The 25790-nt window shown below is 68.7% G+C and carries 27 protein-coding genes and 1 tRNA gene; 17 read left to right on the top strand and 11 right to left on the bottom strand.

Annotated elements, in window-relative coordinates; translation table 11 throughout:
• The first annotated feature begins 173 nt into the window (after positions 1-173).
• From HXX10_RS19520 to HXX10_RS19490, 7 genes are all read left to right on the top strand, one after another.
• A complete protein-coding gene (locus HXX10_RS19520) occupies positions 174-884 on the top strand; it encodes a GntR family transcriptional regulator (protein ID WP_296524504.1) in 711 nt (236 codons plus the stop codon).
• Positions 885-958: 74 nt separating this feature from the next.
• Positions 959-2023: an Ldh family oxidoreductase gene (locus HXX10_RS19515; RefSeq protein WP_296524503.1), complete on the top strand. Its 1065-nt coding sequence runs from the start codon at positions 959-961 to the stop codon at positions 2021-2023.
• Positions 2024-2049: 26 nt separating this feature from the next.
• On the top strand, positions 2050-2457 hold the full coding sequence (locus HXX10_RS19510) for a RidA family protein (RefSeq protein WP_296524502.1): 408 nt from the start codon (positions 2050-2052) through the stop codon (positions 2455-2457).
• A complete protein-coding gene (locus tag HXX10_RS19505) occupies positions 2454-3377 on the top strand; it encodes a fumarylacetoacetate hydrolase family protein (protein ID WP_296524501.1) in 924 nt (307 codons plus the stop codon). Before HXX10_RS19510 ends, HXX10_RS19505 begins: the two co-directional genes overlap by 4 nt.
• Positions 3374-3766 carry a hypothetical protein gene (locus tag HXX10_RS19500; RefSeq protein WP_296524500.1) on the top strand — a complete coding sequence of 131 codons (393 nt, stop codon included), beginning with the start codon at positions 3374-3376 and terminating at the stop codon, positions 3764-3766. The genes HXX10_RS19505 and HXX10_RS19500 overlap by 4 nt, the downstream gene beginning before the upstream one ends.
• Positions 3767-3810: 44 nt before the next feature.
• Positions 3811-4635, top strand: a complete 825-nt coding sequence (locus HXX10_RS19495) for a cupin domain-containing protein (protein WP_296524498.1) — start codon at positions 3811-3813, stop codon at positions 4633-4635.
• Entirely contained in the window at positions 4616-5650 is a 1035-nt protein-coding gene (locus HXX10_RS19490; protein ID WP_296524497.1) for an amidohydrolase family protein, read from the top strand. Before HXX10_RS19495 ends, HXX10_RS19490 begins: the two co-directional genes overlap by 20 nt.
• A 258-nt stretch (positions 5651-5908) precedes the next feature.
• Here the strand turns inward: HXX10_RS19490 and HXX10_RS19485 are convergent, their stop codons facing one another.
• From HXX10_RS19485 to HXX10_RS19475, 3 genes are read right to left on the bottom strand one after another with little or no spacing between them, the layout of a single operon-like run.
• Positions 5909-6460, bottom strand: coding sequence for an NADPH-dependent FMN reductase (locus HXX10_RS19485; RefSeq protein ID WP_296524495.1), 552 nt, complete (start codon positions 6458-6460; stop codon positions 5909-5911).
• Between the two features lie 41 nt (positions 6461-6501).
• Positions 6502-7029 (bottom strand): VOC family protein, encoded by a 528-nt coding sequence (locus HXX10_RS19480; protein ID WP_296524493.1) that lies wholly within the window; start codon positions 7027-7029, stop codon positions 6502-6504.
• Positions 7030-7067: 38 nt separating this feature from the next.
• Positions 7068-7493 (bottom strand): DoxX family protein, encoded by a 426-nt coding sequence (locus tag HXX10_RS19475; protein WP_296524492.1) that lies wholly within the window; start codon positions 7491-7493, stop codon positions 7068-7070.
• Positions 7494-7612: 119 nt separating this feature from the next.
• Here HXX10_RS19475 and HXX10_RS19470 point away from each other — a divergent pair, with 119 nt between their 5' ends.
• The 5 genes from HXX10_RS19470 (at position 7613) to HXX10_RS19450 (ending at position 12780) form a co-directional block, all read left to right on the top strand.
• Complete coding sequence (locus tag HXX10_RS19470; protein ID WP_296524491.1) at positions 7613-8539, top strand: LysR family transcriptional regulator; 927 nt, start codon at positions 7613-7615, stop codon at positions 8537-8539.
• Positions 8540-8646: 107 nt separating this feature from the next.
• A complete protein-coding gene (locus HXX10_RS19465; protein WP_296524489.1) occupies positions 8647-9627 on the top strand; it encodes a tripartite tricarboxylate transporter substrate binding protein in 981 nt (326 codons plus the stop codon).
• 241 nt (positions 9628-9868) lie between these two features.
• Positions 9869-10696 (top strand): substrate-binding domain-containing protein, encoded by an 828-nt coding sequence (locus HXX10_RS19460; protein ID WP_296524487.1) that lies wholly within the window; start codon positions 9869-9871, stop codon positions 10694-10696.
• 105 nt (positions 10697-10801) lie between these two features.
• Complete coding sequence (locus tag HXX10_RS19455; protein ID WP_296524485.1) at positions 10802-11680, top strand: NAD(P)-dependent oxidoreductase; 879 nt, start codon at positions 10802-10804, stop codon at positions 11678-11680.
• Between the two features lie 152 nt (positions 11681-11832).
• Entirely contained in the window at positions 11833-12780 is a 948-nt protein-coding gene (locus tag HXX10_RS19450; RefSeq protein WP_296524484.1) for a tripartite tricarboxylate transporter substrate binding protein, read from the top strand.
• On the opposite strand, the gene HXX10_RS19445 is transcribed toward HXX10_RS19450, so the two are convergent.
• The 3 genes from HXX10_RS19445 to HXX10_RS19435 form a co-directional block, all read right to left on the bottom strand.
• Complete coding sequence (locus HXX10_RS19445) at positions 12777-15167, bottom strand: tetratricopeptide repeat protein (RefSeq protein WP_296524483.1); 2391 nt, start codon at positions 15165-15167, stop codon at positions 12777-12779. The genes HXX10_RS19450 and HXX10_RS19445 overlap by 4 nt on opposite strands.
• Positions 15168-15373: 206 nt before the next feature.
• Positions 15374-15820, bottom strand: a complete 447-nt coding sequence (locus tag HXX10_RS19440; protein ID WP_296524481.1) for a hypothetical protein — start codon at positions 15818-15820, stop codon at positions 15374-15376.
• Positions 15821-16030: 210 nt separating this feature from the next.
• Positions 16031-16969 carry a hypothetical protein gene (locus HXX10_RS19435; protein WP_296524479.1) on the bottom strand — a complete coding sequence of 313 codons (939 nt, stop codon included), beginning with the start codon at positions 16967-16969 and terminating at the stop codon, positions 16031-16033.
• A 248-nt stretch (positions 16970-17217) separates the two neighbouring features.
• Between HXX10_RS19435 and HXX10_RS19430 the strand changes: the two genes are divergently transcribed.
• Positions 17218-17901: a nitroreductase gene (locus HXX10_RS19430; RefSeq protein ID WP_296524478.1), complete on the top strand. Its 684-nt coding sequence runs from the start codon at positions 17218-17220 to the stop codon at positions 17899-17901.
• A 17-nt stretch (positions 17902-17918) separates the two neighbouring features.
• The gene (locus tag HXX10_RS19425; RefSeq protein WP_296524476.1) at positions 17919-18554 is read left to right on the top strand and encodes a YciI family protein; all 636 of its coding nucleotides are present in this window, start codon (positions 17919-17921) and stop codon (positions 18552-18554) included.
• 115 nt (positions 18555-18669) lie between these two features.
• Here the strand turns inward: HXX10_RS19425 and HXX10_RS19420 are convergent.
• Positions 18670-18744: transfer RNA gene (locus tag HXX10_RS19420), tRNA-Val, on the bottom strand.
• A 179-nt stretch (positions 18745-18923) separates the two neighbouring features.
• The gene (gene cpdR / locus HXX10_RS19415; protein WP_296524475.1) at positions 18924-19286 is read right to left on the bottom strand and encodes a cell cycle two-component system response regulator CpdR; all 363 of its coding nucleotides are present in this window, start codon (positions 19284-19286) and stop codon (positions 18924-18926) included.
• A 291-nt stretch (positions 19287-19577) separates the two neighbouring features.
• Here cpdR and HXX10_RS19410 point away from each other — a divergent pair, with 291 nt between their 5' ends.
• Positions 19578-20465, top strand: coding sequence for an N-formylglutamate amidohydrolase (locus tag HXX10_RS19410; RefSeq protein WP_296524474.1), 888 nt, complete (start codon positions 19578-19580; stop codon positions 20463-20465).
• Positions 20466-20834: 369 nt separating this feature from the next.
• Here the strand turns inward: HXX10_RS19410 and HXX10_RS19405 are convergent, their stop codons facing one another.
• Positions 20835-22112, bottom strand: coding sequence for a nitrate/nitrite transporter (locus HXX10_RS19405; protein WP_296524473.1), 1278 nt, complete (start codon positions 22110-22112; stop codon positions 20835-20837).
• Between the two features lie 312 nt (positions 22113-22424).
• Here HXX10_RS19405 and hisN point away from each other — a divergent pair, with 312 nt between their 5' ends.
• Entirely contained in the window at positions 22425-23210 is a 786-nt protein-coding gene (hisN, locus tag HXX10_RS19400; protein ID WP_296524472.1) for a histidinol-phosphatase, read from the top strand.
• A 184-nt stretch (positions 23211-23394) separates the two neighbouring features.
• Here the strand turns inward: hisN and HXX10_RS19395 are convergent, their stop codons facing one another.
• Positions 23395-24342 (bottom strand): alpha/beta hydrolase, encoded by a 948-nt coding sequence (locus tag HXX10_RS19395; RefSeq protein WP_296524469.1) that lies wholly within the window; start codon positions 24340-24342, stop codon positions 23395-23397.
• A 252-nt stretch (positions 24343-24594) separates the two neighbouring features.
• On the opposite strand from HXX10_RS19395, the gene HXX10_RS19390 reads away from it, so the two are divergent.
• Positions 24595-25074 (top strand): Hsp20 family protein, encoded by a 480-nt coding sequence (locus tag HXX10_RS19390; protein ID WP_296524466.1) that lies wholly within the window; start codon positions 24595-24597, stop codon positions 25072-25074.
• Positions 25075-25243: 169 nt separating this feature from the next.
• On the opposite strand, the gene HXX10_RS19385 is transcribed toward HXX10_RS19390, so the two are convergent.
• The gene (locus HXX10_RS19385; RefSeq protein WP_296524464.1) at positions 25244-25681 is read right to left on the bottom strand and encodes a hypothetical protein; all 438 of its coding nucleotides are present in this window, start codon (positions 25679-25681) and stop codon (positions 25244-25246) included.
• Positions 25682-25790 lie beyond the last annotated feature (109 nt).

The raw sequence follows: 25790 nt of genomic DNA, 5'->3' as shown, positions 1-25790 counted from the left end.
CGGTGCCGCGTTTCCGGCCATCGAGAGGGTCTCCGGTCGATGGCCGTGATTTTATAAGATCGCCTCTCCAAGCCTCAGTCAACACATTTTATAAAATCATTTGATTTTGTGGAATCGCTTCGCTAAGCAGGAGGCACGCGCCGGCGTCGTGCCGGGCCGACACCGGGACTGCCATGTCGATCAAGAGCAATGCCCGCGGACGAGCCGAGCTCTCGGAACCGCAGACACTGGGGGGAATCGCGCTGGATGTCCTGCGCGCCGACATCCTGCAATGCCGGCTGCGGCCCAACACGCGGCTGCGGCTGGAGGAGCTGCGCGAGCGCTACGGGATGAGCATCAGCCCGCTGCGCGAGGCGCTGATGCGGCTCGAATCGGAAGGGCTGGTGACGCTCGCCGAGAACAAGGGCTTTCGCGTCTCGCCGGTGTCGCCGGCCCATCTGACCGACCTCACCGAGACCCGTATCGACATCGAGACCCTGATGCTCCGCCGCGCCGTCGCGGCCGGCGACGTCGCCTGGGAGGCCGAGATCCTCGGCGCCTTCCATCGGCTGTCGCGCCAGCAGAAGACCGATCCGGCGGCGCCCGGCGAGATCTCGCGGGCCTGGTGGCGCGAGCACCGCGCTTTCCATGCGAGCCTGTCGGCGGCGTGCCCGTCCGAGCTGCTGCGCGCGTTCCGCGACCAGCTTTTCGACCAGGCCGAGCGCTACGTCGCCCTGTCGATCGGCTTCACGGCCAAGCCGCGCGACGACATCGGCGAGCACGAAGGGCTGATGCGCGCCGTTCTGGCGCGCGACGCCGAGGCGGCGTGCCGGCTGTGCGAAAGCCACATCCGCCAGACCACCGCCAAGGTGCTCGCCGCCACCAATGCGCTCACCGCCATCTGACCGGCCGCCTGCGGCCACGGCCGCGCGCGCGGCTGACAGGTCATCTCGTATCCCCGGGTAAGGAGTCCCGCTTCATGACATCGGACGGTACGGTCGAGGTCGATGCCGGAACGCTGGTCGAGCGGGTCGCCGCGCTGTTCGTCGGGGCGGGCCTGTCGGCCTCGGCAGCCCGCACGGTCGCGACCGCGCTGGTCGATGCGGAGCTGGACGGCGTCGCCTCGCACGGCATCGCCATGGTCGAGATGTATCTCGATCGCCTGCGCAAGGGCTCGGTGTCGCGGCGCGAGACCGCCGAGGTGGTGTCCGACCGGGGCATCGCCGTGGTGCTCGACGCCGGCCATGCCTTCGGCCATCTCACCGGCCGGCAGGCGATCGGCATCGCGGTCGACAAGGCGAAGCAGCTCGGCGCCGGCATCGTCGCGGTACGACACGGCTTCCATTTCGGCGTGGCGCGCCATTACGCCAACGTCGCGGCGGCGGCCGGTTGCATCGGCATCGTCATGTGCAACACGCGCCCGCTGATGCCAGCGCCGGGCGGCGCCGAGCGGGTCGTCGGCAACAATCCGATCGCCATTGCGCTGCCGAGCGCCGACGGACCCCCGCTCGCCCTCGACATGGCGATGAGCGAGGCCGCGATGGGCAAGATCCGGCTCTTGGAAAAATCCGGCCGGCCGATTCCGCCGACCTGGGCGACGCGCGCCGACGGCAGCCCGACCACGGATCCGCGCGAGGCCATCGCCGGCATGCTGCTGCCGGCGGCCGGACCGAAAGGGTTCGGGCTCGCCTTCATGATCGACCTGATGTGCGGCCTCCTGTCCGGCGGCGCCTGGGGCGAGGCCGTCAAGCCGCTCTACGGCGATGCGGCAGAGCCGTACGACTGCGCGCATCTCTTCATCGCCATCGACGTCGGACATTTCGGCGACCCGGAAACATTCCGCCGTGATGCGGCGCTGGCCGGCGAGCGGGTGCGCGGCTCGGCGCGCGCGCCCGGCGTCGATCAGGTGTTCACGCCCGGCGAGATCGAGTGGCGCCGGCGCCAGGCGAGCGGCGGCCGGGTGCGGCTGCCCGCGAGCGTCGCTGCGACGCTGGACCGGCTGTCCGACCAGATGAACGCGGGCGACGGCCGCGCGATCGCGTGACACCACACGAATAAGAGGCGAAACCGATGAGCAAGCAGGAACTCTCGACCGAGAAGCTGGTCAAGCCGCTGGGCCATTACGCCCAGGCCGCCGTGGTCGAGGCGCGCGGCAAGCTGGTGTTCGTGTCGGGCATGACGGCGCGCCGCGCCGACGGCACCATCGCCGGCATCGGCGACATCGAGGCGCAGACCAGGCAGGTCATCGAGAACATCAAGGCGGCGATGGAGACGGCGGGCGGCACGCTCGATCACGTCTGCCGGGTCGACGTCTATGTCCGCAACATGGAGCACTTCCAGCAGATCCACAAAGTCCGCCGCGAGTATTTCAAGGCGCCGCTGCCGGCCTCGACCCTGGTCGAGGTGACCAAGCTGGCCTCGCCCGAGTACCTGATCGAGATCAACGCCATCGCGGTCGTGCCCGAGGCGCAGTCGTGAGGATCGCGGCCGTCCGACACGGCGGTGCTGCGCGCCTCGGCGTCGTCGACGGCGACACCGTGACGCTGCTGCCCGAGTCGATCGGCGATCTGGTCGACGTGATCCTCGGCGGCGCCGACGGGCGCGACGAGATCCGCCGGCTGGCGACGCAGTCGCGCGAGCGCCTCGCGCTCGACGCCGCGCGGCTGCTGCCGCCGATCGGCCGCTTCGGCCGCGATATCCTCTGCACCGGCTGGAACTACTGGGATCACTTCGAGGAGGGGTTCGGCCGGCGCGAGGGCCAGGACGTGCCGAAGCCAGACCATCCGACCTTCTTCACCAAGCGGCCCGATACCGTCATCGGCCCGCATGATCCGATCGCCTTCGATCCGGCGCTGTCGCATCAGTGGGACTACGAGGCCGAACTCGCCGTGGTGATCGGCCGGACCGGACGGAACATCGCGGCGGCCGACGCCATGGATCACGTGTGGGGCTACTGCCTCGCCAACGACGTCTCGCTGCGCAGCGTGCAGCGTGCCCATGGTGGCCAGTGGCTCAAGGGCAAGAGCGTCGACGGCACCATGCCGATCGGTCCGTATGTGGTCACGGCTGACGCGCTCGACTGGCGCGACGTGACGCTGCAATGCCTCGTCGACGGCCAGGTTCTTCAGGATGCCTCGACCCGGCTGATGGCGTTCGACCTGCCGACCCTGATCGCCGAAGCCTCGACCGGCATGACGCTGCACGCCGGCGAATTGTTTCTGACCGGTACGCCGGCCGGCGTCGGCAACGCGCGCACCCCGCAGCGTTTCCTCAAGGAAGGCGAGGAGGTCGTCGTGCGCGGCACCGGACTCGGCGAGCTGCGCAACCGGATGACCCTGACGGATCTGCACTCGCCGGTGCGCGGGGCCGGGACGCGCGAGCGCGAGGTGTTCTCATGACCGATCGGCACGGGCTGAAGCTCGCGCAGGCGCGCGGCATCACGCTGGACGATGTCGGCTCGACCATCGTGCTGGAGAACGATCACGTGCGCATCTGGGAGGTGCGGGTCGAGCCGGGGCAGACGCTCGGCTGGCACATCCACTTTCATCCGTACGTCGTCATCGCCATCACGGGCGGCAAGAACGAGATCGAGACGATCTTCGGCGACAAGCGCACGACCTACGAGCCGTCCGGCCACGCCGTGCTGATCGACGGCATGCGCCCCGTGCACCGCCTGACCAACCGCGACAAGACCACCTATCTGGCGCGGCTGATCGAGCTCAAGCATGTGCGATGGGTGCCCGAGACGGCGCCGCTGCCGAGTCACGAGCTTCCCGAGACCGAATGACCCCGAACAACCTGGGCGCTGCCCGCCCGCACGCTGGAGGATCCATGAGCGACATTCACGGCCTGAAGCGCGCCGCGGAGCGCGGCGTCACGCTGCGCCAGATCGGCAACCGCATCGTGCTGGAAAATGATCACGTCCGCGTCTGGGAGGTGAAGCTCGAGCCCGGCCAGACCATCGATTTCCACATCCACTACCATCCTTACGCCGTGATCTCGCTCGGCGGCGGCGAGAACGAGGTCGAGACCATCTTCGGCGACAAGCGCGACACATACGAACCGACCGGCCACACCGTCTTCATCGACGGCATGCGGCCCGTGCACAAGCTGACCAACAAGTCGAAGGTCACGTATCTGGCCCGGCTGGTCGAGCTGAAGCACATCACCTGGACGCCCGAGGAGGCGCCGTTGCCGAGTGCGGAAGCCCCCAAGACCGAAGCCGCGAAGGCCGAGCCGGCTGGCGGCGGCGCTGCCGCGATGCCGGCGGACGCGATGAGCGCCTTCAAGGAAATCCTCATCCAGACCGCCGACCTGGAATGGGCGGCGAAATCGCTCGCCGGCCTGTCGCAAAAGATGCTGTGGCGCAACGAGGAGACCGGTGCCTCGATCGGCCTGGTCAAGTTCGAGCAGGGCTCCGGCGTGCCGGAGGCCCACGCCCACGCCTCCAATCAGTTCATGTTCTGCCTGTCGGGCAAGTACCGCTACATCCCGACCGGGACGACGCTGACGCCGGGCTGCTTCTACTGGAACCCGAAGGGCAGCGTGCACGGCCCGACCATCGCCGAGGAGACCTCGATCCTGCTCGAGATCTACGACGGCCCGCACTATCCGGTGCGCCCGACCTGGTACACCGATGACGCAGACGCCCACTGATCTCGGCGGTTGGGATGTCCACACGCACCTGATCCCGCCGGCGCTGGTCGAGGCCGTCGCCGAGAAGGCCGTGTTCGGCATGACGACGGCGGCCGGCACGCTGCGGGTCTGCGCCCACGGCGTGCCGCTGCATCCGATCTCGGACGCCGACAAGCTGGTCGATCGCGTCGCCCGCGACGGCCTCGACGGCGCTCTCGTCTCGGTGCCGCCGCCGCTTTTCCGGCCCGATCTCGGCGCCGGCGAACGCCGCGCCTATGTCGCGATGATCAATGCCGGGTTGCGCCAGGCCTGCGCGGCGCACGGGGCGCGGCTGCGGCCGCTCGCCTATCTGCCGGTCGAGGATCCGGCGCTCGCCGCCGAGGTGGCCGAACAGCTCGACGAGTCGCTGGACGAGTCTTGGGCCGGCGTCGTCATCGGCACCGAGCTTTTGGGGCGCAGCTACGCGGACGCCGACTACGCGCCGCTGTGGACCGTGCTCGAGCGACGCGGGCTCGCGGCCTTCCTGCATCCGGGCACGTGTCCGGATGCGCGGCTCGACCGCCATTATCTGAGCAACCTGCTCGGCAATCCCTACGAGACGACGCTCGCGGCCGCCGACTTCATCCTCGGCGGCGTGTTCGAGCGGCATCCGCGGCTCACCATCGTGCTGGCCCATGGTGGCGGCTGTGCCGCGACACTGGCGGGCCGCTGGCAACAGGGCGTGCTGACCAAGCGACCCGGCGTGCCGGAGCGGACGCTCTTGCCGCGCGATGCGCTGCGACGCTTCTACGTCGACAGCCTGGTGCACGACCCGGCCTATCTCGATTATCTGATCACGGTGATGGGCGCGGATCGCATCGTGCTCGGCAGCGATTGGCCGTTTCCGATGGGGGCGGCGGACGCCGACCACGATCTCGGCCATCTCGACGAGGCGCTGCGCCGGAAAATCCGGTGCGCCAATGCCGAAGCCGCATTCGGCCGGCACCGCCTTCGGGGCGGCGGCACCGGCCGGGATGCCCAGGTCGCGGGAGGCTGAGCGCGACCCGGGGGCCACCGCATACGCGCTGACTTGACGAGTGAGGCGATGACCCCCGGTCTTCGTCGTTCCGGAGCGCGGCCGGCAGGCCGCGAGCCCGGAACCCATAACCCCGGTCTGTGTGTATGGATTCCGGGCTCGCCGCGGAGCCTGTCATCGGGCCGGCCGAAGGCCGGACCCGTTGGCGGCGCCCCGGAATGACGGAGAATTGGCGGCTCGCAGAACCTTGACTTCGAGCCAATGGGGGCAATCGGGGACTCAGCCGGCGTGGGTCTTCACGAAGGCCAAGTAGCGGTCGAGCCAGCCCTTGACGAAGCCGCGGCTCGCCGCGCCGATCGCGCCGTCGGCGTCGAACAGGCCGTCTTTGGCCTGGATGAAGGCCTCGGGCTGGCCGAGCGTCGGCATGTCCAGATAGGCCAGGACGTTGCGCAGGTGCTGCTGCGCCAGCGCCGTGCCGATCGCCCCGACCGAGACGCCGATGACGCCGGCCGGCTTGCCGGCCCAGGCGCTCTGCCCGTAAGGGCGGGAGGCGTTGTCGATGGCGTTCTTCAGCACGCCCGGGACCGAGCGGTTGTATTCCGGCGTGACGAAGATGACGCCCTGCGAGGCGGCGATCTCGGACTTCAGCCGCTTCACGGCCGGCGCCTGGTTGCCGTCGTCGTCCTGGTTGTAGAGCGGCAGGTCGCCGATCTCGACCGGGGTCAGGGTGACGTCCGCCGGCGCCAGCTTGGCGAGCGCGGCGGCGAATTTCTTGTTGAACGAGTCGCGGCGCAGGCTGCCGACGATGACGGCGATCTTGATCTGGCTCACGGGGGTCTCCTCTTGAGTGAAACGGGTCCGGGGCGGTGGCGTCACGCCACCTCGGTCAGCAGGTTGTCGAGATCGAGCGGCCGGGTGACCATGGCGAGCGTGCCGTCGGCCGAGCGCGGCCAGTCGGTCTCGTCGCGATCCCAGTAGAGCTCGACGCCGTTGCCGTCGGGATCGTGCAGATAGAGGGCCTGGCTGACGCCGTGGTCGCTGGCGCCGTCGAGCGGCACCCCGGCGGCGATCAGGCGCCGCAGGGCGTCGGCCAGCGTCGCCCGGGTCGGATACAGGATCGCGACATGGAAGAGCCCGGTGGTGCCGCGCGGCGGCGGCGACCCGCCTTTGCTCTCCCAGGTGTTGAGGCCGATGTGGTGGTGGTAGCCGCCGGCGGACACGAACGCCGCCTGGCTGCCGTAGCGCTGCGTCAGCTCGAAGCCGAGGACACCGCACCAGAAGGCGAGCGCACGATCGAGATCCGCCACCTTGAGGTGGACGTGGCCGATGCGGGTGCCCGGATCGATCGGGGCCGGGGTCAGCGCCGGCTCGATCCGGTCGAGGGTGGACGCGTTTGACATGCGAGCCTCCAGTGCGGTCGACGGAGAGGTAATGCGCGTCAGCGCGCTTCGGCTATGCGGAGCTGCTGAAAAGACGGCCGCAGGGCAAAGGCGCCGTCGCCGAGCAGGGCCTGCACGACCAGCATGATGGTCCAGAACGCCGGGAACTCCCAGCCGCCGCCCTTGCCGGCGAACATCCAGCCGTTGCCGACATGCTGCAGGGTGGCGCCGATCAGGAGCGGCAGCAGCAGGAGCGCGATCGGCCGGGTCCACAGGCCGAGGATCAGCGCGAGGCCGCCGCCGATCTCGCCGAGAATGACCAGATAGGCGAAGAAGCCCGGATAGCCGATGCTCTCGAAGTAGCCGACCGTGCCGGGAATCCCGAAGGTCAGGACCTTGAGCAGGAGCCCGTGCGCCAGCAGCAGGGCGCCGAGGCTGACGCGGAGCAGGAGAGCGGCATAGGGAGCGGTACGATCGTCGATCATGGATGCCTCCGTGGGGGTGAGCGTCGCGTTCCGATGGCCCTTATGTGCCATCATTTCCCTGGTTTGATTATTACCCGAGGCAGGATATCATCTCACACCAAAGGTGTGAGGAAGCCAAAATGCTCGATCGCGTCACCGGAATGCAGGTGTTCGCCCGGGTGGCGGCGCTCGGCAGCCTGTCGGCGGCCGGGCGGGCGCTCGGCATGTCGCAGACCATGGCGACCAAGCACCTCGCTGCCCTGGAGGCGCGGCTCGGCACCAAGCTCCTGCACCGCACCACGCGGCGGCTGACGCTGACCGAGGCGGGGCGGCGCTATCTCGAATCGGTCGAGCGCATCCTGGCCGAGCTCGAGGAAGCGGACGCCGCAGCCTCGATCGAGACCGTCGAGGTGCGCGGCACGCTGCGCCTCAACGTGCCCTTCTCGTTCGGCATCCACGAGATCGCGCCGCTGCTGCCGGAGCTGTCGCGCCGCCACCCCGACCTCACCGTCGATCTCGGCCTCAACGACCGTTTCGTCGACCTCATCGAGGAAGGCTGGGACATGGTGGTGCGGATCGGCCGGATGCAGAGCTCGACCATGGTGGCGCGCCGGCTGGCGCCGTGCCGCATCCTGGTCTGCGCCGCGCCGACCTATCTGGCCAGCCACGGGACGCCCCGCACCATCGCGGATCTCGGCCGGCACAACTGCCTCGACTACACGCTGGCGCAGTCGGTCGGCGCGGGGCGCTGGCCGTTCGGCCGCGACGGGCGCCACAGCGTCGAGGTCTCGGGGAACCTGAAAGCCAACAACGGCGACGCCCTGGTGGTGGCGGCGGTGGCCGGCCAGGGCATCGTCTACATGCCGAACTTCCTGGTCGGGCGCGAGATCCGCGCCGGTCTCCTGGTGCCGCTGACGCTGGACGAGGAGCCGGTGCCGATGGCCGGCGTCTTCGCCGCCTATCCGGCCGACCGCCGACCGCCCGCCAAGGTGCGCGCCATGATCGATCTCCTCGCCGAGTTGTTCTCGCCGGTTCCGCCGTGGGAGCGCGACCCGACGGCCGCGTGACCGGCGCTGATCAGCACGGTGTCGAACTGGAACACTGCGTATGTCGCACGCGCCGGTGGAAGGCTAGGATTCGGGCCCGAATTTCTCACGTTCTGGGAGGAACGATCGTGACGCTCACCCGCCGTCGGGGTCTGCAGCTCGCCGGAGCCGCACTCGCCGCGCCCGCCTTGTGCCTGACCGCACGTGCCGAGACTTGGCCGTCGAAGCCCATCAAGGCGATCGTCACCCTGTCGGCCGGCAGCACGATCGACATCGTCGCCCGCATGACGCTCGATCCGCTGTCGCGGCTGATCGGCCAGAACATCATCGTCGAGAACCGGCCCGGCGCGGGCGGCACCATCGCCGGCGCCACGGTGGCGCGCTCCGACCCGGACGGCTACACGGTGCTGATCAACTCGTCGATGCATTCGGCGACCCCGGTCGTCTATCCGAAGCTCGCCTACGACGTCGCCCGCGATCTCTCGGCCGTCGCCGCGCTCGGCTCGTCGCCCAACGTGATCGTGGTGCCGCCGTCGGCCGGCTACAAGACGCTGCAGGACTTCGTCGCCGCCGCCAAACGCAAGCCGGGAGGCGTCACCTTCGGCACCGCCGGTGTCGGCTCGGCCACCCATGTCAGCACCGAGCGCTTCCGCTACGCCGCCGGCTTCCCGGGCGTTCATGTGCCGTTCCGCGGCATGCCGGAGGCGCTGGTCGAGGTGATGACCGGGCGCGTCGATTTTTCCTGCTCGAGCATCGCGGCGGCCCTGACCTTCGTCCGCGACGGCTCGCTGGTCGCGCTCGCCGTGACGACGCCGAAGCGATGCTCGGCCCTGCCCGACGTGCCGACCACGACCGAGCTCGGCTACGCCAATTCCGACTACACGTTCTGGACCGGCATGTTCATGCCGGCCAAGACGCCGCGCGACATCGTCGAGAAGATGAACGCCGAGACCCAGAAGGCGCTGCGCACGCCGGGGCTGGCCGAGAGGCTGTCCCAGGAGGGCGTCGACGTGATGCCGATCACTCCGGCGGAGTTCGACGCACTGATCAGGACCGAGATCGCCAACACGTTCGCGCTGGTGAAGGCGACCAACATCAATTTCAACTGACGGCTGCCGACCGGACTACGAAACGAGCAGCGAAACGGATCGTCCTCGGCGTCATCGCCGGGCTCGACCCGGCGATCCATCTTTCTGTCGAACACATGCATTTTTTCGTTCTGGATGGATGCGCGGGTCGAGCCCGCGCATGACGGCTCTCGGGCATGGATCCCGGCTGGACACGGCCGACCGCCTGCTCGACAGTGGCGGCCCCCCGGCGGGACCGTCCGCCGCCATCCGAGGACGACAGATGCCGAATATTTTTGCGCATGCGCTCCACCGCTTTCGGTCGACGACCGGGTCCGCGTGGCCCCGCCTGTCCGGGCCGATGCTGGGCGCGCTCCTCGCCGCGACCGTCGCCGGTGCTCCGGCGCACGCCGCCGACATAAAGGTGCTCACCACGGGCGCCTACAAGTCGGTCGTTCAGGAGATGGTCGCGCCGTTCGAGAAAGCGACGGGTCACAAGGTCGAGGTGGTCAACGACACGGCCGGCGCGGTCGTCAAGCGGGTCGCGGGCGGCGAGACGTTCGACGTGCTGGTGCTCACCCCCGGCGGCTTCACCGAGCTCGCCAAGAGCGGCCGCGTCGTCGCTGATACGCCGGTCGGCCTCGCCAAGGTCGGCATCGGCGTCGCCGTGAAGCAGGGCGCGGCGAAGCCGGACATCTCGACGGCCGACGCGTTCAAGCGGGCGCTGCTGAATGCTCGCGCCGTCGCCATGATCGATCCGGCTGCCGGCGGCTCCAGCGGCATCTATCTGATGAAGCTGTTCGAGCGCTGGGGTATCGCCGATGCCGTCAAGGCCAAGGCCGTGCTGGTGCCGGGCGGCCTGGTGGCGACGCGGGTCGTGTCGGGAGAGGCCGACCTGGCGATCCACCAGATCAGCGAGATCATCGCCGTCAAGGATGCCGTGCTGGTCGGGCCGCTGCCCGCCGACATCCAGAATTTTACCGTTTATGCGGGCGGTGTCTCGGCGACATCGAAGGCGCCCGACGCCGCGCGGGCGTTCCTGAAAGTCCTGTCCGGCCCGGAGGCGGCGCGCGTGCTCGCCGCCAAGGGCATGGAGCCGGCCGGGCCGTGATCCGCGGCCGGGCCACGGCCGGCGGATCGCCGGCACCTTGCATACCAAGTTGTCGTCCCGCATAACCTCGGACGTCCCGCCCTCCTGCACGGACCAGCCATCGTCATGACCAGTGTCGGTGTCGTCGGCCTCGGCCAGATGGGCCGCGGCATCGCTGCCAATCTGAGCCGCGCCGGTTTTTTGCGCGCCGTGTTCGACCCGGCCCCGGGCGCGCGCGAGCTGCCGTTCTGCCGCGGCATCGTGTTTGCGGCCGGCCGCGAGATGGCGGCGGGCTGCGACGTGATCGTCTTCGTGGTGCCGACCTCCCGCGAGATCGCCGCCACGCTCGACGGCCCGGACGGGATTCTGTCGGTCGACCACCCGGGCCAGGTGCTGGTCGACCTCACCACCTCGGATCCGGAGCGCACCCGGGAGCTTGCGGCGCGGGCCGCCGTCGCCGGCCGCGCCTATCTCGACTGCGGCATGACAGGCGGGGCCGCCGGCGCCGACGCCGGCACCCTCACCCTGATGGTGGGCGGCGAGGCGGCCGTGCTGGAGCAGGTGCGCCCGGTGCTGGCCGTCATCGCCAAGACGGTCGCGCTGGTCGGGCCGCGCGGCGCCGGGCATACGCTGAAGCTCATTCACAACATGATCGTCCACACCAACTTCCTGGTGCTGGGCGAGGGCTGCCGGATGGCCGAGAAGGCCGGGCTCGATCTTTCCGCCGTCATCGACGTCTTCAACGCCGGCAACGCCCGCAGCTTCATCAGCGAGAAGCGCTTCCCCAACCACATCTTGTCCGGCCGCTTCGACGGGCGTTCGACGGTCTCCAATCTGGCGAAGGATTTGGGCATGGCGGCCGCCTATGCGGACCGGCACGGCGAGCCGGCGCCCTACACGCATCTGACCGCCGATCTGTTGAAGCGCGCCATCGATCTCGGCTGGGCCGGCGACGACTTCACCACGATCTATCCGCGCCTCGCGGAGCTGCTCGAGCCGAAGTGAGGCCCGGCCCATCCGGGAATGCATACAAAGTGCGGCGTCGTCGTTGCCAGGCGTCGCGCACTCGGCCATAACGGTCGCAACAAGAAAACGACGGGCGGAACGACCAGGAGGAGACGATCGTGTCAGTCACGCGCCGAGGCGCGGTGGCCGGAATGGCTGCTGCGACACTGCTGTGCCCGCGACCCGCGCGCAGCCAGACCTATCCGGACCGGCCCATCACGCTGGTCATTCCGTTCGCGCCGGGCGGCGGCACCGATGTGCTGGCGCGGATTCTGGCGCCCGTGCTGGCCGAGAAGCTCGGTGGCACCATCGTCATCGAGACGGTGAGCGGCGCCGCCGGCAACATGGGCTCGGCCCGCACCGCCCGCTCGAACCCGGACGGCACGACGCTGCTGCTGCACAATGTCGGCTTCGCCATCAACGCCGCGCTCTATCGCACGCTGCCGTTCGAGTCCGAGCGCGACCTCCTGCCCGTCGCCTTCGTCAGCGACTCGCCGCTGGTGATCCTCGGGCGCAAGACGATTCCGGCCGACACGCTGCCCGAGCTGATCGCCTGGATGAAATCGTCGCCGACGCCGGCCACGCTCGCCCATGCGGGCGTCGGCAGCGCCAGCCATTTCGCCATCGTGCCGCTGGCGACCGCCGCCGGGAAGGCCGACATGATCCCGTATCGCGGCGGCGGGCCGGCCATGCAGGACGTCATCGGCGGCCATGCCGATCTCACCGCGACGCCCCTGCAGGCGGCGGTCGGCCCGGCCAGCGAAGGGCTCGCCAAGGCCTTCGCCGTGACCTCGGCGGAGCGCGCCCCGATGATGCCGACCGTGCCGAGCCTCGCCGATGCGCTGGGGCCGAAATCGCTGACCAATTTCTGGAGCCTGCTGCTGACGCGGGCCGGCACGCCGCAGGCGATCACCGACAGGCTGCGGGCGGCGCTGGAGGCCGCGCTGGTCGAGCCGCAGCTTCTCGACGCCTTCGCCAAGGCCGGCGTGACGGTGTCGGCCAAACAGTATCGCAGCGAGGCCGGCGCGAAGGCGTTGCTGCACCAGGAGATCGAGCACTGGCGCGAGGTCGTCCGCGAGAACAGGATCGAGGCGCCCTAGAGCGATCCACCGAGAGCCCCGTGTGATTCGACCTGAGCTTTCAAACCAGATGCCCGCTCGTCCCATCGATCGGCTAGATCAGTGACGGCCAGCTTCCGGAGGCAATCCGCACCGGCGATAAGACTCACATAGACGCTCGCGGGATTGACCCGGTCATGAAGGTCACCTTTCTCCTTCGCTGCGACGGCGCGTTCGAACCACGGCCAAGCGGCAGTGAACTCGCCAGTGTTGGCTAAGCAGGAGCCGATCTCATGAAGGCTCTCGCCTAGGCTATCGTGATCCACTCGGTTGTGGAAATCGCCCTTTTCCTTGGCGGAAGCAGCGAGTTCGAATACACGTCGCGCGGCGTCGAATCCCGTAGCGTGAATCAAACAGTTGCCGATCTCATGAAGACTCCTGCCGAGTCCATGGTGATCAACACGCCTGTGAAGGTCGCCTATATTTTTAGCTTCCACAGCTCGTTCGAACCAAAGCCGAGCAGCATCGAAATGACCGTTACGAGCCAGGCAGACACCAACTTCATGAAGGCTCGATCCGAGGCTCTCGTGATCGATCCGGCCATAAATATCGCCCTTTTCGATTGCCTCTATAGCGCGCTCGTAGCAGGGCCGCGCAGCTTCGAAATTGCCAGATTTTGCCAGGCAGTCACCGACACTATGAAGGCGCTCACCGAGGCCGTCATAGTCAATTCGTCCGTGGATATCACCTTTTTCGGTCGCGGCGACAGCGCGCTCGAACCATGGTCGAGCCGCGTCGAAGTCACCGGTTTTTGCCAGACACTCGCCAACCTGATGGAGGCTGGACCCGAGACTTTCGTGATCTAATCGGCCGGAAACATCACCTCTCTCGATAGCGGTGACTGCGCGTTCAAACCAGCCGCGCGCCGCATCGAACATGCCTGTGCTGGCCAGACAGTCGCCGACTTGATGAAGACTCGCACCGAGCCCCACGTAATTGATCCGGCCCTGAATGTCACCTTTCTCGGTTGCTTCGACGGCGCGCTGATACCAGGGGAGTGCGGCGTCAAAATGCCCCGTAGAGGATAGGCAATAGCCGACCTGGTGAAGACTCGATCCGAGACTCTCGTGATTGACGCGGCCGTCAATGGCGCCTTTCTCGGCGGCTGCTGCGGCGCGCTCGAACCAGAGGCGGGCGGCATCGAAATCTCCGATCTCGCTCAAGCATTCGCCGACTTGGTGAAGACTCCGGCTTAGGTTCTCGTAGTCGACATCGCCATGATTGCCAGGCATCTCCTTATGCGTGACGGCGCGCTCGAACCAACGCTGGGCGGATGCAAACTGCCCAAACTCGATTAAGGCTTTGCCGACCGTCTCGCCATCTGCGACCGAAACAAAATCGTCGACATTTGTCCAGGAATCTAGGGCGGTCGGATATGTCGCCAGGACAGTGGTGAGGTCGATTCGGTTCGGGGCTTTTGCGATCTCCCGCGCGATCTCGATCATCCGCTGGGCTTGCGCACCGACAACTTTGGCGAACGTCGCTGCGATCTCCGCCCCCGGCGCGGCGTCGCGCAGAAAGGAGACGAAGAGCTGGTGCATTCGTAGCTCGGCGCCGCCCTCGATCAAAGTCACGTCCAGGCATGCGTTGAGCTGATCGACAAACACGGATCTGCTCCATCCGGCCGCCGCGGCTAGTTGACTCGCGATCTCGTCACGCGGGATGCGCTGGCAATTCATACGCGCTGCGGAGTGGAGAAGAAGCGCGGCCTTCGGCTCCAACCGCTCGTAAACTCCGCGAAAGCTCTCCGCCGCCTCCCTGCTGATGGTCTGGTCGATCGCAATGTCGTGGCCGCGGCGAACATCCCGTGCGATCGACCGGCAGGTTGGAATAATCTGAATCGGAAGGCCTCCGGCGATAGTCGCGATCTTGTCGCCGTATTGGTCTGCCGCCACCGGCCCGGCAATTTTTGCGACCAGCGCCACGACGACGTCGTGCGCCAACGGGCCGACCGGCACGACCCGCCAACCCGTGTGCCAGCAGTCGACGACCGAGGTGATCACGGTGTGGCAGGGCAGCCCGCTCGGCGGTAGCCAGCGCAGCACGTCAGCCTCGGCGCCTACATTGTCGAAGATAAGGAAGGACAGGCGTTCGGCGAGCCCGTATAGGGTCCGGAGCGCCTGCTCGTCGATCGAAAGATCGCTTGTGAAAGTCAGCCCGAGACAGGTACGGCCGATATGGGCAAGGTCGATCGCGATCGCGCCGGGCCGCGCGTCGATGAAGAACGTCCCGCCGGAATATCGTTGATGATTCCTCCGGGCATATTCGCGGGCAAGCTCGCTCTTGCCGACGCCCGGTTGACCGTGCAGCACGACGACGTGCTCTGATTCCGGATCATCCAGCAATTTACGGAGGTCGTCGAGCAGCACGTTCCGGCCCAAGAAGGGCAAGGCTTGGCGTGTCGCCACGTTGCTCTGAAACAGCTTTAGCGATTGGCCAGCGAGCAGCCGTGCGACTGCGTCCGGCGCGATGCCGTGATAGTGGATGGTCGTCGAGAAATCTCGGCCGGCCGAAATTGATTCGGATATTAGCCCGCCGGAGACGGCAGCGGTCGGGCGTCGGTCCGCTGCCGCGACTATTTTTTTCCGGTGTCGGGTCCGACCGTGATGTCGCCGATCTTGAACGTGCGCCCCACTTTCACCTCGCCGATGTTAACTCCTGTGCCTGCCGTGACCGTCACGTTGCCCAGTATCGCGTCGAGCGCGTCGAGCTTGCTGATGACGAGTCCGGTCGGGTCTGAGTCTCGCAATGCTTTGATCAGCTTTTCGGCAAGTGCGCGGACATCGGATTTGTCGGTCTCCGCCAGTTGGTCGACCACCTCGGCGATCAACTGCTGGCGCGGCCCCGAGGTCGGCGCTTTCTCCAGGGCCTGGACATCGTCGTTTGCCCACGCCGCGATTTTTTCCTTGAGGGCCTTATAAGCTTCCTTCGCGGCTTCCCCGACATAGCCTTTAATGAACGTCTCGCCTGCCAGGCCGAGGGCTGACGCGGCAAGCACGCCAATGGTGACTGGATCGGCCATCCTGTTCCTCCAGACTACGGTTGTTGATGGCTTATAGTACAAGCGGCGGGTGCAATCGCAACGTTTGCCTCGACGCTTCGCACGCGATTGTGCTTCCTCGCCCCCAGTCAGCGCTCGATATTTGGCTTATGCAGTTGATCGTATTACGGATGCCTCTTTCGGCCTTGCCGACCTGTCCGGTGCGCAATTGCGGCACCGCGGTCGCCGGCCTCAGCGCCGGTCGACGCCGACCGACGGCTTGGGATGGGCGAGCAGGACCATCAGCCGGCCGGCGACCGCCGCCAGGACATCGGCCAGGACGCCGGCGAGCCGAAGCCCGATCGTGATCGCGGCGGCATCGCCGCCGATCGCCGGCGCCAGCAGCACCGACAGCACGACCTCGCGGACGCCGAGGCCGGCCGGCGCGCCCGGCACCACGAAGCCGGCGAGCCACGCGGCTGCCGCGACGGCGGAGAGCGACAGGAGATCGCGCTCGACCGCCGGCGCCACCACGCCGATCAACGCATCGAGTGCGAGGCCCATGGCGACGAAGGTCGCGACATCGAGGCCGACCGCGAACAGCATCCGCACGAAAGCCCGCCGCGATGCCAGCAGGCGGGCGACCACCGAGCGCTGCATCACGAGCAGCACCAGGAGAGCGCCGCCGGCGAGCCCCGACACCGCCAGCGAGAACTCCGACGCGATCCGGAACGAGATGCTCCAGTCGAGCCGACCGAGCGCCGCCGCCGTGCCGACCAGCAGGCCGACGGCGGTGAGCAGGCAGAGCGCCTCCGCCATGGCGACCGTGATGGCGTCGCCGATCGTCACCCCGAACGGCGCCAGGGCCGCCTGGCGCGACACATACTGCAGGACATTGCCGGGACGGTAGCGGTCGAGCTGGGTGAGGAGGAAGATGCCGAACAGGCAGCTCCGCCGCATGGTCGGCCGTACCGTGAGGCGAAGCAGCACGACCCAGGCGAAGCCGGTCAGCATGGCCCCGCCGGCCAGCGTCAGGGTCGCCTCGGCCAGCACGCCGGCCGCGACGCCCGGCGCCGTGATGACGGCCTGCGGCAGGCCCTGCATGACGGCCTGGACGAACACCACCAGGAGCCCGGCGACGCTGACGAGAGGGCCGAGGCGGTCGAGCAGGCGGCGATAGGCATCGGTCATGAAATGCGTCCGGGACCGGCGAACATGGGCCGACCCTCGGCGCATCCTATGTCACCGCTGCGGGTCGGCCACAAGTCCGCGCCCTTCCCGACGCGCGACGCGACGCCGGTCGTTACGCCGTCTCCGACGGACGCAGGCCTGCCGCGCCGCTTCGTGCGATTGACGCTGTGTCGCCGCAGTGGATTCTCGTCCGAGCGCAGCGGCCGCGAGTCGCGGCGGGGCGCCGTTTCCCGAGGGTTTGTGCTTCCATGGACGTGTTCGAGGCGGTCGACTCGCGAAAGAGCTGCCGCGCCTTTCTGGACAAGCCGGTCGACGGCGCGACGGTGCGCGAGCTGATCGGCCGCGCCACCCGGGCCGCCTCCGGCGGCAATCTGCAGCCGTGGTCGGTCTACGCGTTCACGGGCGCGCCGCTCGCCGAGCTGGTGCGGACCGTGCTCGCGGCCGTCGACACCGTCGATCCACGCGGCCTGAACGGCGAGTTCCCGGTCTATCCGGAGCCGCTGTTCGAGCCGTTCCGGTCGCGCCGCTTCGAGAACGGCGTCGGGCTCTACCGGGCGCTCGGCGTGGCGCGCGGCGACGACGCCGGCCGGCTCGCCCAGTACAAGCAGAACTATGCCTTCTTCGGCGCGCCGGTCGGCCTGTTCCTCGCGCTCGACCGCCGCTGCGGGCCGGGCCAGTGGACCGATGTCGGGGGCTTCCTCGCCACCCTGATGCTCTTGGCGCGCGGCTATGGCCTCGCGACCTGCGCCCAGGAGTCCTGGGCCCGCATCGCCGCCATCGTGACGCCGCTGATCGGCCTGCCCGACACCGAGATGCTCTTCTGCGGCATCGCGCTGGGCCATGCCGACGCGGCGGCGCCGGTGAACCGCTTCCGCACCGCCCGGGCCGGCGTCGACGAAATCTGCCGGTTCGTGGGCTTCGAGACGGCGTGACGCCGGAGGAGACCGCGATGCAGTTCTTCGTCTACGGCCGCGACCGCGACGGCGCCGGGCCGACCCGGCGCGCCCTGCTGAAGGACCACTGGGCGTTCATGACGCCGTATATCGACGCCATGATCGCCCGCGGCCCGACCATGTCGGCCGACGGCAAGGCCGTGACGGGCAGCCTGCACATCGTCGACCTCGCCGATGCCGAGGCGGCCCGGGTGTTCGCCGAGGACGACCCGCTCGCCAAGGGCGGCGTGTTCGCCGAGGTGATGGTACGGCGGTTCGACAACCTCTCCGGCCGCACCATGTGGCAGTTCGCCGGCGACCCGAAGAACCCGCGCTTCCTGTTCGTCGGCGAAGCGCGGCCGGATGCCGCCCGTGCGGCCGGAAAGGCCCGCGCCGCCCAGCGCGCCTGGCTCCTCGATCCGGCGCAGGCGCGCGCCGTCATCGTGGCGGGGCCGCTGCTCGGTGCGGACGGCGAGAGTTCGGCTGGAGAGACCTGGGCCGGCACCGCGATGCTGCTGGAGGCGTCCGACACCGCGGCCGCCGAGGCGCTGCTGCGCGACGATCCCGCCGCGGATCTCTACGAGACGGCCGTTCTCCGACCCTGGCGCTTCGGCGGTGCCGAGAACCTGCAGGACCTGATCGCCGGGCGCTGAGACATCGTCTGGAGCGAGGGTCGCCGACCTCTGCCGGACAGTCATGCCGTCCGGGGCCTCGACCGGGCCGGTCGAGCCGCAAACCTTCGGTGCTGTCCGGGACTCGAGGAGGGGGTGGTGGGCGCGACAGGGATCGAACCTGTGACCCCTACCATGTCAAGGTAGTGCTCTTCCGCTGAGCTACGCGCCCGCCGTCCGAGGACGGTTCGGAGTCGTCATCGGCATCCTGACTAGCTTCCGGGACGCCGGGGCCGACCGTGACGGTTCTATATCGGCTCGATCGGGTCCGGGCAAGGGCGAGAAAGAGCCGCGATGCCAAGGTCGGCCTGCCTCGGCCCGCGGTGCCCGGACCAGCCGGCTCGGCGGCCGTCAGGCGGCCGCCAGCATCTTCTGGACCTCGTTGACCAGCTCGCGCAGGTGGAACGGCTTGGAGAGCACCTTGGCGTGCTTGGGGGCGGCCGAATCGGGATTGAGGGCAACGGCCGCGAAGCCGGTGATGAACATGATCTTGATGTCCGGGTCGAGCTCCGAGGCCCGGCGGGCCAGCTCGATGCCGTCCATCTCGGGCATCACGATATCGGTGAGGAGGAGCTGGAACGGCTCCTCGCGCAGCCGGTGATAGGCCGAGAGCCCGTTGTCGTAGGACGTGACCTCGTAGCCTGCGGTCTGCAGCGCCTTCACCAGAAAACGCCGCATGTCGTTGTCGTCTTCGGCCAGCAGAATTCTGGACATACCCCGTACCCGGATGTTTTCGCCCGCACGCCCGGCGCGTCGCCCGCCCGTGCCCTAAGTCCCTTGTTCAGCATTCCATAAGCGCGACTCCTGGTAAACACGAGGTGAAGCCACAGTCGATCTTGGCAGAGTGTGTCACATCATGGACAATGACGGTCTCCGGGCGGCAGCGACGCCTGTGCCGACCGGATACGCCGGGCCGGCGCACGGCCCGATTGTCCCCTGTTGCTCGAACCGCGGCGGCCGTCCCGGGGTTCGTCGTCCACCATCGCCGAGGCCAGCCGGAGCCGCATGAGCGATTCGTTCGACGAACTCGATCCCCCGTTCGACGTGCTGGAGCCGGACACCCTGCGCGGTCCGCTGGTGTTCAACTCGCCACACAGCGGATTCATCTATCCCGACAGCTTCCTCGCGGTCACGCGCCTCGATCTGTCGACGCTGCGCCGGTCCGAGGACACCTTCGTGGACGAGCTGTTCGGCGGCGTGGTGGCGCGCGGCTACCCGTTGATGCGGGCCTTCTTCCCGCGCTGCTTCATCGACGTGAACCGCGAGCCCTACGAGCTCGACCCGCGCATGTTCGACGGGCGGCTGCCGTCCTATGCCAACACCCGCTCGATGCGGGTCGCCGGCGGGCTGGGCACCATCGCCCGGGTGGTCGGCGACGCCCAGGAGATTTACGACCGCCGCATCCCGGTCGACGATGCGCTGCGGCGAATCGAGACCCTCTACAAGCCGTACCACCGTGCCTTGCGCCGGCTCCTCGCCCGCACGCACCGGGAGTTCGGGGCGGCCGTCCTGGTCGACTGCCACTCGATGCCGTCTAGCGCCGGCCCGCGCGACGAGCGTCCGCGCGCCGATGTGGTGCTGGGCGACCGCTACGGAACGAGCTGCTTCCCGATTGTCGCGGAGATCCTGGAGACGACGCTGCGCGGGCTCGGCTACGTCGTCGGGCGCAACAAGCCCTACGCGGGCGGCTTCATCACCGAGCACTACGGCAATCCGGCGACCGGGCTGCATGTGGTGCAGATCGAGATCAACCGGGCGCTGTATATGGACGAGCGGCGGCAAGTCCACGGTCCCGGCTTCGAGCAGGTGGCGGCACACATGGCCGTCGCAGTCGATCGCCTGGCGGAGATTCCGCTGGAAGAACTCAAGCCCTGCCGCGCCGCGGCGGAATAGAGACCGCGGTATTAATTCCTCAGTCCAGGATATAAGCAGTGCCTGCGCACGCCATAAGTGTCGACAGCGGTGGCAGCATCCACGGTTAATCAATCATAACGCGCAGGATCGTTTTTCCAACATCCTGTCTCGGTCGACCAAGAATTACTCGCTCACGGTCCAAGTGTAGCCACAAAAAAAGAGGCCGCTAGCGGAAGCTAGCGGCCCAAGTCTAGGGAGGAAACGCCCAAGGAGGGCGGCGGTAACACGAGTCATCGCGCTACCGCACCGCAGAAATATGTCATCGCGTCGCACAAAAGGCAAGCCGAGCGCCACATGGCAGACCTGCCCGAGCGGGATCATCGGGGGCCGTTGCCGGGGTGCCATAGACTAACGTAGGGGTTCGCGGACTGCCCGATAAACCAGCAGGCCGCCCACGCCGAGCACGGATTGTGCAAAGAAAACCGCGCGATAAGCGTCGGTCGGATATTGGCCGCCGGTCGATTCGAAGAAATTGATCAAGAAGCCGGCGAGCAACTGCGACAGAAAGCCGCCCCCCATGGTCCCCATATTCATAAGTGTCATGCCCCGGCCGATCAAACGCGGCGGGAAAAGCGCCCGCCCATGGGCGATCACGGCGGGCAGAAAGGCCGAGCAGAAGCCAAAGGCGGCGAGCCACGCCCACAGGGCCGGTGGTGGCAGGGTGCCGACCGCGGCGAGCAGCAGCAGGAGCGCCGCCGTCGTGCCGGCGCCCAGGAAGGTCGCCGGCCGGTAGGCGCCGAACAGGCGGTCGGCGGCGCCCCACACGATCATCCCGATCCCCTGGGTCAGTGCCGGGATGAACAGGAGCGTGCCCCGCTGGGTCAGGTCGTAGCCGTAGGCATGGCTCAGGTAGGGGCCGCCCCACAGCCCGACGAACATGGCGTAGCTCGCATAGGCCGTCAGGTTCATGAAGAACAGACGCGGGATGTCGGGCTGCCGCCACAGCGTGGCGACCCCGCGCAGGCCGTCCGCCACGGTCTCCCGCTTCGCCTCGGGATCGGGCGGCGGCTCGTGCAGCAGGAGGGCGACCAGGAGCCCGATCAGCCCCATGACGACGGCCGTCGCCACGAAGGCGGCGCGCCAGCCGACCATTGCGGTGGCGAAAGCGAGCGGGGCGGTGCCGAGCAGCGAGCCGATCGTGCCGAGCCCCAGTTGCAGTCCGGCCAGCATGGCGAAGCGCTCCGGCGCGACGGCGCGGGCATAGAAGGCGAGCGGCGCCATCAGGTAGCACGAGGTGCCGAGCCCCATCAGGGCGCGGGCCGCCATCATCTCGGCCGCGCTCTCCGCCGCCGCGAACTGCAGCGTGCCGGCGATCACCACGACGGCGCAGACCAGCATGCAGCGCTTGGGGCCGAAGCGGTCGATCGCCACCCCGAGCGGGATCTGGGCGGCGACGAAGACGAAGAAGAAGATGCTGGCGATCAGCGCGAGGTCCGGCGCCGACAGGCCGAGCTCGGCCGTCAGGGTGGGGGCGAGGACGCCGATGCCGTTGCGCAGGAACTGGCTGACCACATAGGTGGCGCCGAGCGTGGCGACGAGGCCGACGGCGATCCTGGTCGTCGCACGGGGTGTCGCGCCGGCGGCCGGCGCGGCCTTGCCGGCCGGCCGGGAGAGATCTTCGGTCATGACATCCTCCCGGCGGACCCGTGTGGCCCTCTGCCGTGGTCGCACGGCGGCCGGTGGCGAGGCAAGCCGAGCCGACGCGCGACCCCGCGTGCCGCCGGGTCGACCAAGGACCGGGTTGCCGGCCGGCCCGACCTCTTATAGGCCATCGGGGTCTGCCGGTGCCGGCTGCGCTGCCGGCGGGGGGACCCGATCCGACGCATTGCCCGGGCCGGCCATGGCCCGACACAGACCAGTGGCGGTTGACGTGATCATATCGCAGGCCATTACAGCTCGGGGTCCGGGATCGCCCCGCCGAGGCGGGGGACCGACATCATGACGGCGATCGACTTTCAGACCTTCATCGACCGGCTGGCGACAGCCTCGGGTGAGGCCATCCTGCCTTTCTTCCGCACCGCCCTGCTGGTGGACGACAAGAACGCCGGCGGTGCCTTCGACCCGGTGACGGCGGCCGACCGTGCCGCCGAGCTCGCGATGCGGGCGCTGATCCGCGACACCTTCCCGAGCCACGGCATCATCGGCGAGGAGTTCGGCGCCGAGCGGGCCGACGCCGACTATGTCTGGGTGCTCGATCCGATCGACGGCACCAAGTCGTTCATCGCCGGCATGCCGGCCTGGGGCACGCTGATCGCCCTCACCCGCAAAGGCCACCCGGTCTACGGCATGATGCACCAGCCGTACTTCTCGGAACGCTTCAGCGGCGACGGCAAGGCGGCGCACTATCGCGGGCCGCGCAGCGAGCGCGCCCTGATGGTCCGCCCCTGCGACAGCCTCGACCGTGCCCTGCTGTTCACCACCAGCCCGCGCCTGATGAACGCCGCCGACCGCGCCGCCTTCGGCCGTGTCGAGGAGGCGGTGCGGCTGTCGCGCTACGGCGGCGACTGCTATTCCTACTGCATGCTGGCGGCCGGCCACATCGATCTGGTCATCGAGACCGAGCTCAAGCCGCACGACGTCGCCGCCCTGATCCCGATCATCACCGGGGCGGGCGGCATCATCACCACCTGGGAGGGCGAGCCGGCCGAGCGGGGCGGCCGCATCGTCGCGGCCGGCGACCGCCGCGTCCACGCCGCCGCCCGCATGGCGCTGATGACGGGGTGACGGTCGACGCTTTCGGGTCTCGGCGGACGACGTTCTTACCCTCATCCCGAGGGGAGAGGGTCGGGCGCGAGCGAAGCTCGCGACCGGGGTGAGGGGCGTATGCGCCGATAGCTGGCCTCGGCACCCCCGCACCCGACGCGCTTTGCGCGTCGACCTCTCCCGAGGGGAGAGGTCAAAAACACCCTCACCCGTACAGCGGCGTGCCGGGCACGAAGGCGTCGAAGGCGGCCCAGAACAGCTTTCGGATCGGCTCCTGCTCCATCATCAGATCGTGCATGGCGCCGGGCACGATCAGGTGCGAGCCGGCCCGCAGGTGGGTGCCGAAGCGCTCGATGGCGGCGGTCGAGACCAGCTCGTCGCGCCCCGCCGCGATCAGCAGCATCGGCTGGCGCAGGCGCCCCGCATAGGACGGGCGTTGCATCGCCGCCATGGTCCGGTAGGCGGCGTCCGCCCAGGCGACCGTCGGGGCGGCGACGGCGAGCGTCGGCTCGGCCTCCAGCACGGCGGCCGTGCGGGCGTGGCGGACCGGATCGGAGGTCAGCGGGTTGCCGGCGAAGGGCTCGGAGGCACTGGTGCTGGCGCTGCCGCCCGGCACGTAGAGGCGGCCGAGGCCGAGCAGGCGCAGCGCGCGGGTCAGCGGCGCGGCGGCACCGAGCAGCGGCCGCTGGGCGACGTCGATCATCGGGCTCGCGAGCACCATGCGATCGAACCAGCGATGGCCGCGGGCGGCCGACTCGATCAGCACGGTGGCGCCCATGCCCTGTCCGAGCGCGAAGAAGGGCGGCGGACAGTCCGGCAGCACCACCTCCTTCACGAAGGTCTCGAGGTCGATCAGATAGTCCGAGAAGCGGCGGGCATGGCCCTTGCGGCTGTTGCGCACGGCGCGCTCGGAGAGGCCCTGGCCGCGGAAGTCGAGGGTCGCCACCGCGAAGCCGCGGTCGTACAGGTCGCGCGCCACCTCGAAATACTTCTCGATGAACTCGGCCCGGCCCTGGAACAGGCAGACCGTACCCTTGCGACCGGGTGGCGGCGCGAAACGCGCATAGCGCAGCGTCACCCCGTCCGGGGTCACGATCGTGCCGGCGCTGGCGCCGGCAGGCGCCGGATTGGCCGGAATGGAGACGAGCTTCACCGCAGGGGCTTTCTTCCCGGAGGGCATGGGCGGCGGACGGCCGCTTATAGCAGTCCGCGCGGAGGGCTCAACCGGCGCCGCTCCGGCAAGGGCCGGTGCCGGCGCCGGCAGGGAGTCGGGTCGAGGCCTTGAAGGTGCCGACGGCACAACCATATCAAGATTGGCGCCGGCCATTCGGCGGCGCTCGAACGGGTCCGGCCATTGCGGCGGACCGTTTCGCATATCGCTCATCGCTCTTCAGGAGGATTTGCAATGCGTACGACCTTCGATCTCACACCGTTCTATCGCTCGACCGTCGGCTTCGACCGGCTGTTCTCGATGCTCGATCAGGCCACCGGCGTCGACGGCCAGAGCCAGGGCTCGACCTATCCGCCCTACAATATCGAGCGGACCGGCGAGAATGCCTATCGCATCACGCTCGCGGTCGCCGGCTTCGGCAGCTCCGACCTCTCGATCGAGGCCAAGGAGAACACCCTGACGGTGCGCGGCGAGAAGCAGGCGACCAAGACCGAGGAGAAGTCGGGCGAGGTGCTCTACCAGGGCATCGCCGCACGGGCCTTCGAGCGCGCCTTCCAGCTCGCCGACTTCGTCGAGGTCCGCGGCGCCACGCTGGAGAACGGTCTCCTGCACATCGATCTGGTTCGCGAGATTCCCGAGAAGATGAAGCCGCGCCAGATCGCCATCGGCACCACGCCGGCGGTCGGCCAGGTGATCGACGCCAAGGCGGCGTGAGCCATGTCGCGCGCGCAAAACGCGCGCGATCGCCTAACACCCGCGAGGAGCGCGCCCCAGAGCGCGCCCGATCGCGAAACTGGGAGCGCCCCGCAAGGGGCGCTTTCTTTATGGGCGTCTCGGCGTGACGGGGCGTCGGCCTCGGCGGTCGCCTGTGGGGACGCCTGATCTAATTCAGCGGAGCAATCGGCACGTCGATGGCGCCCGGCGCCCGCGGCGGCATCGGCCGTTTTCCGGATGTCGTCGCGGTCGTCCCGTCCGGGCCCGAGGGCCGGGTGCGCGGCAGCGGCGTGCGCGCGGGGTCGGTGGCGTGGCCGGCACGGCCGGCCGGGATGTTGCGCGGCGGCACCAGCCGGGGCTCGCCGCCGCGGCCGAACACCCAGGGCGGGATCGGCCGGCGCTGGCTCGCCGGGGTCGCGTCGCCCGCGAGCCCGCTGTCGAGCCCCGGCGCCGGGCTGCGCGGCTGGGCCGCGAGCGGCGTCGCGGCCATGGCCAGGACGGTCCCCAGCACGGCCGCCACCGGCGTCATCTCCATGAAGAAACCGGCCCGCATCATCCACTGGGCGGCCAAGCCTGGGAAAATGTGCCCGTTTTGTCCACGACGCATGCCCACCGTCCCCCCGAGCGGCCATACAGACCCTCGAATCCGGCAGGGCTGGGGCGCATGGAAGGCGGGACGGCGGAGGCCGGAGGCGACGAAAAACCCGCGCCGCGCC

The sequence above is a fragment of the Rhodoplanes sp. genome, assembly GCF_013377085.1.
Lineage (GTDB): Bacteria > Pseudomonadota > Alphaproteobacteria > Rhizobiales > Xanthobacteraceae > Rhodoplanes.
The sequence above is the reverse complement of the archived record's forward strand: the minus strand, read 5'-3'. Positions and strand labels throughout refer to the sequence as shown.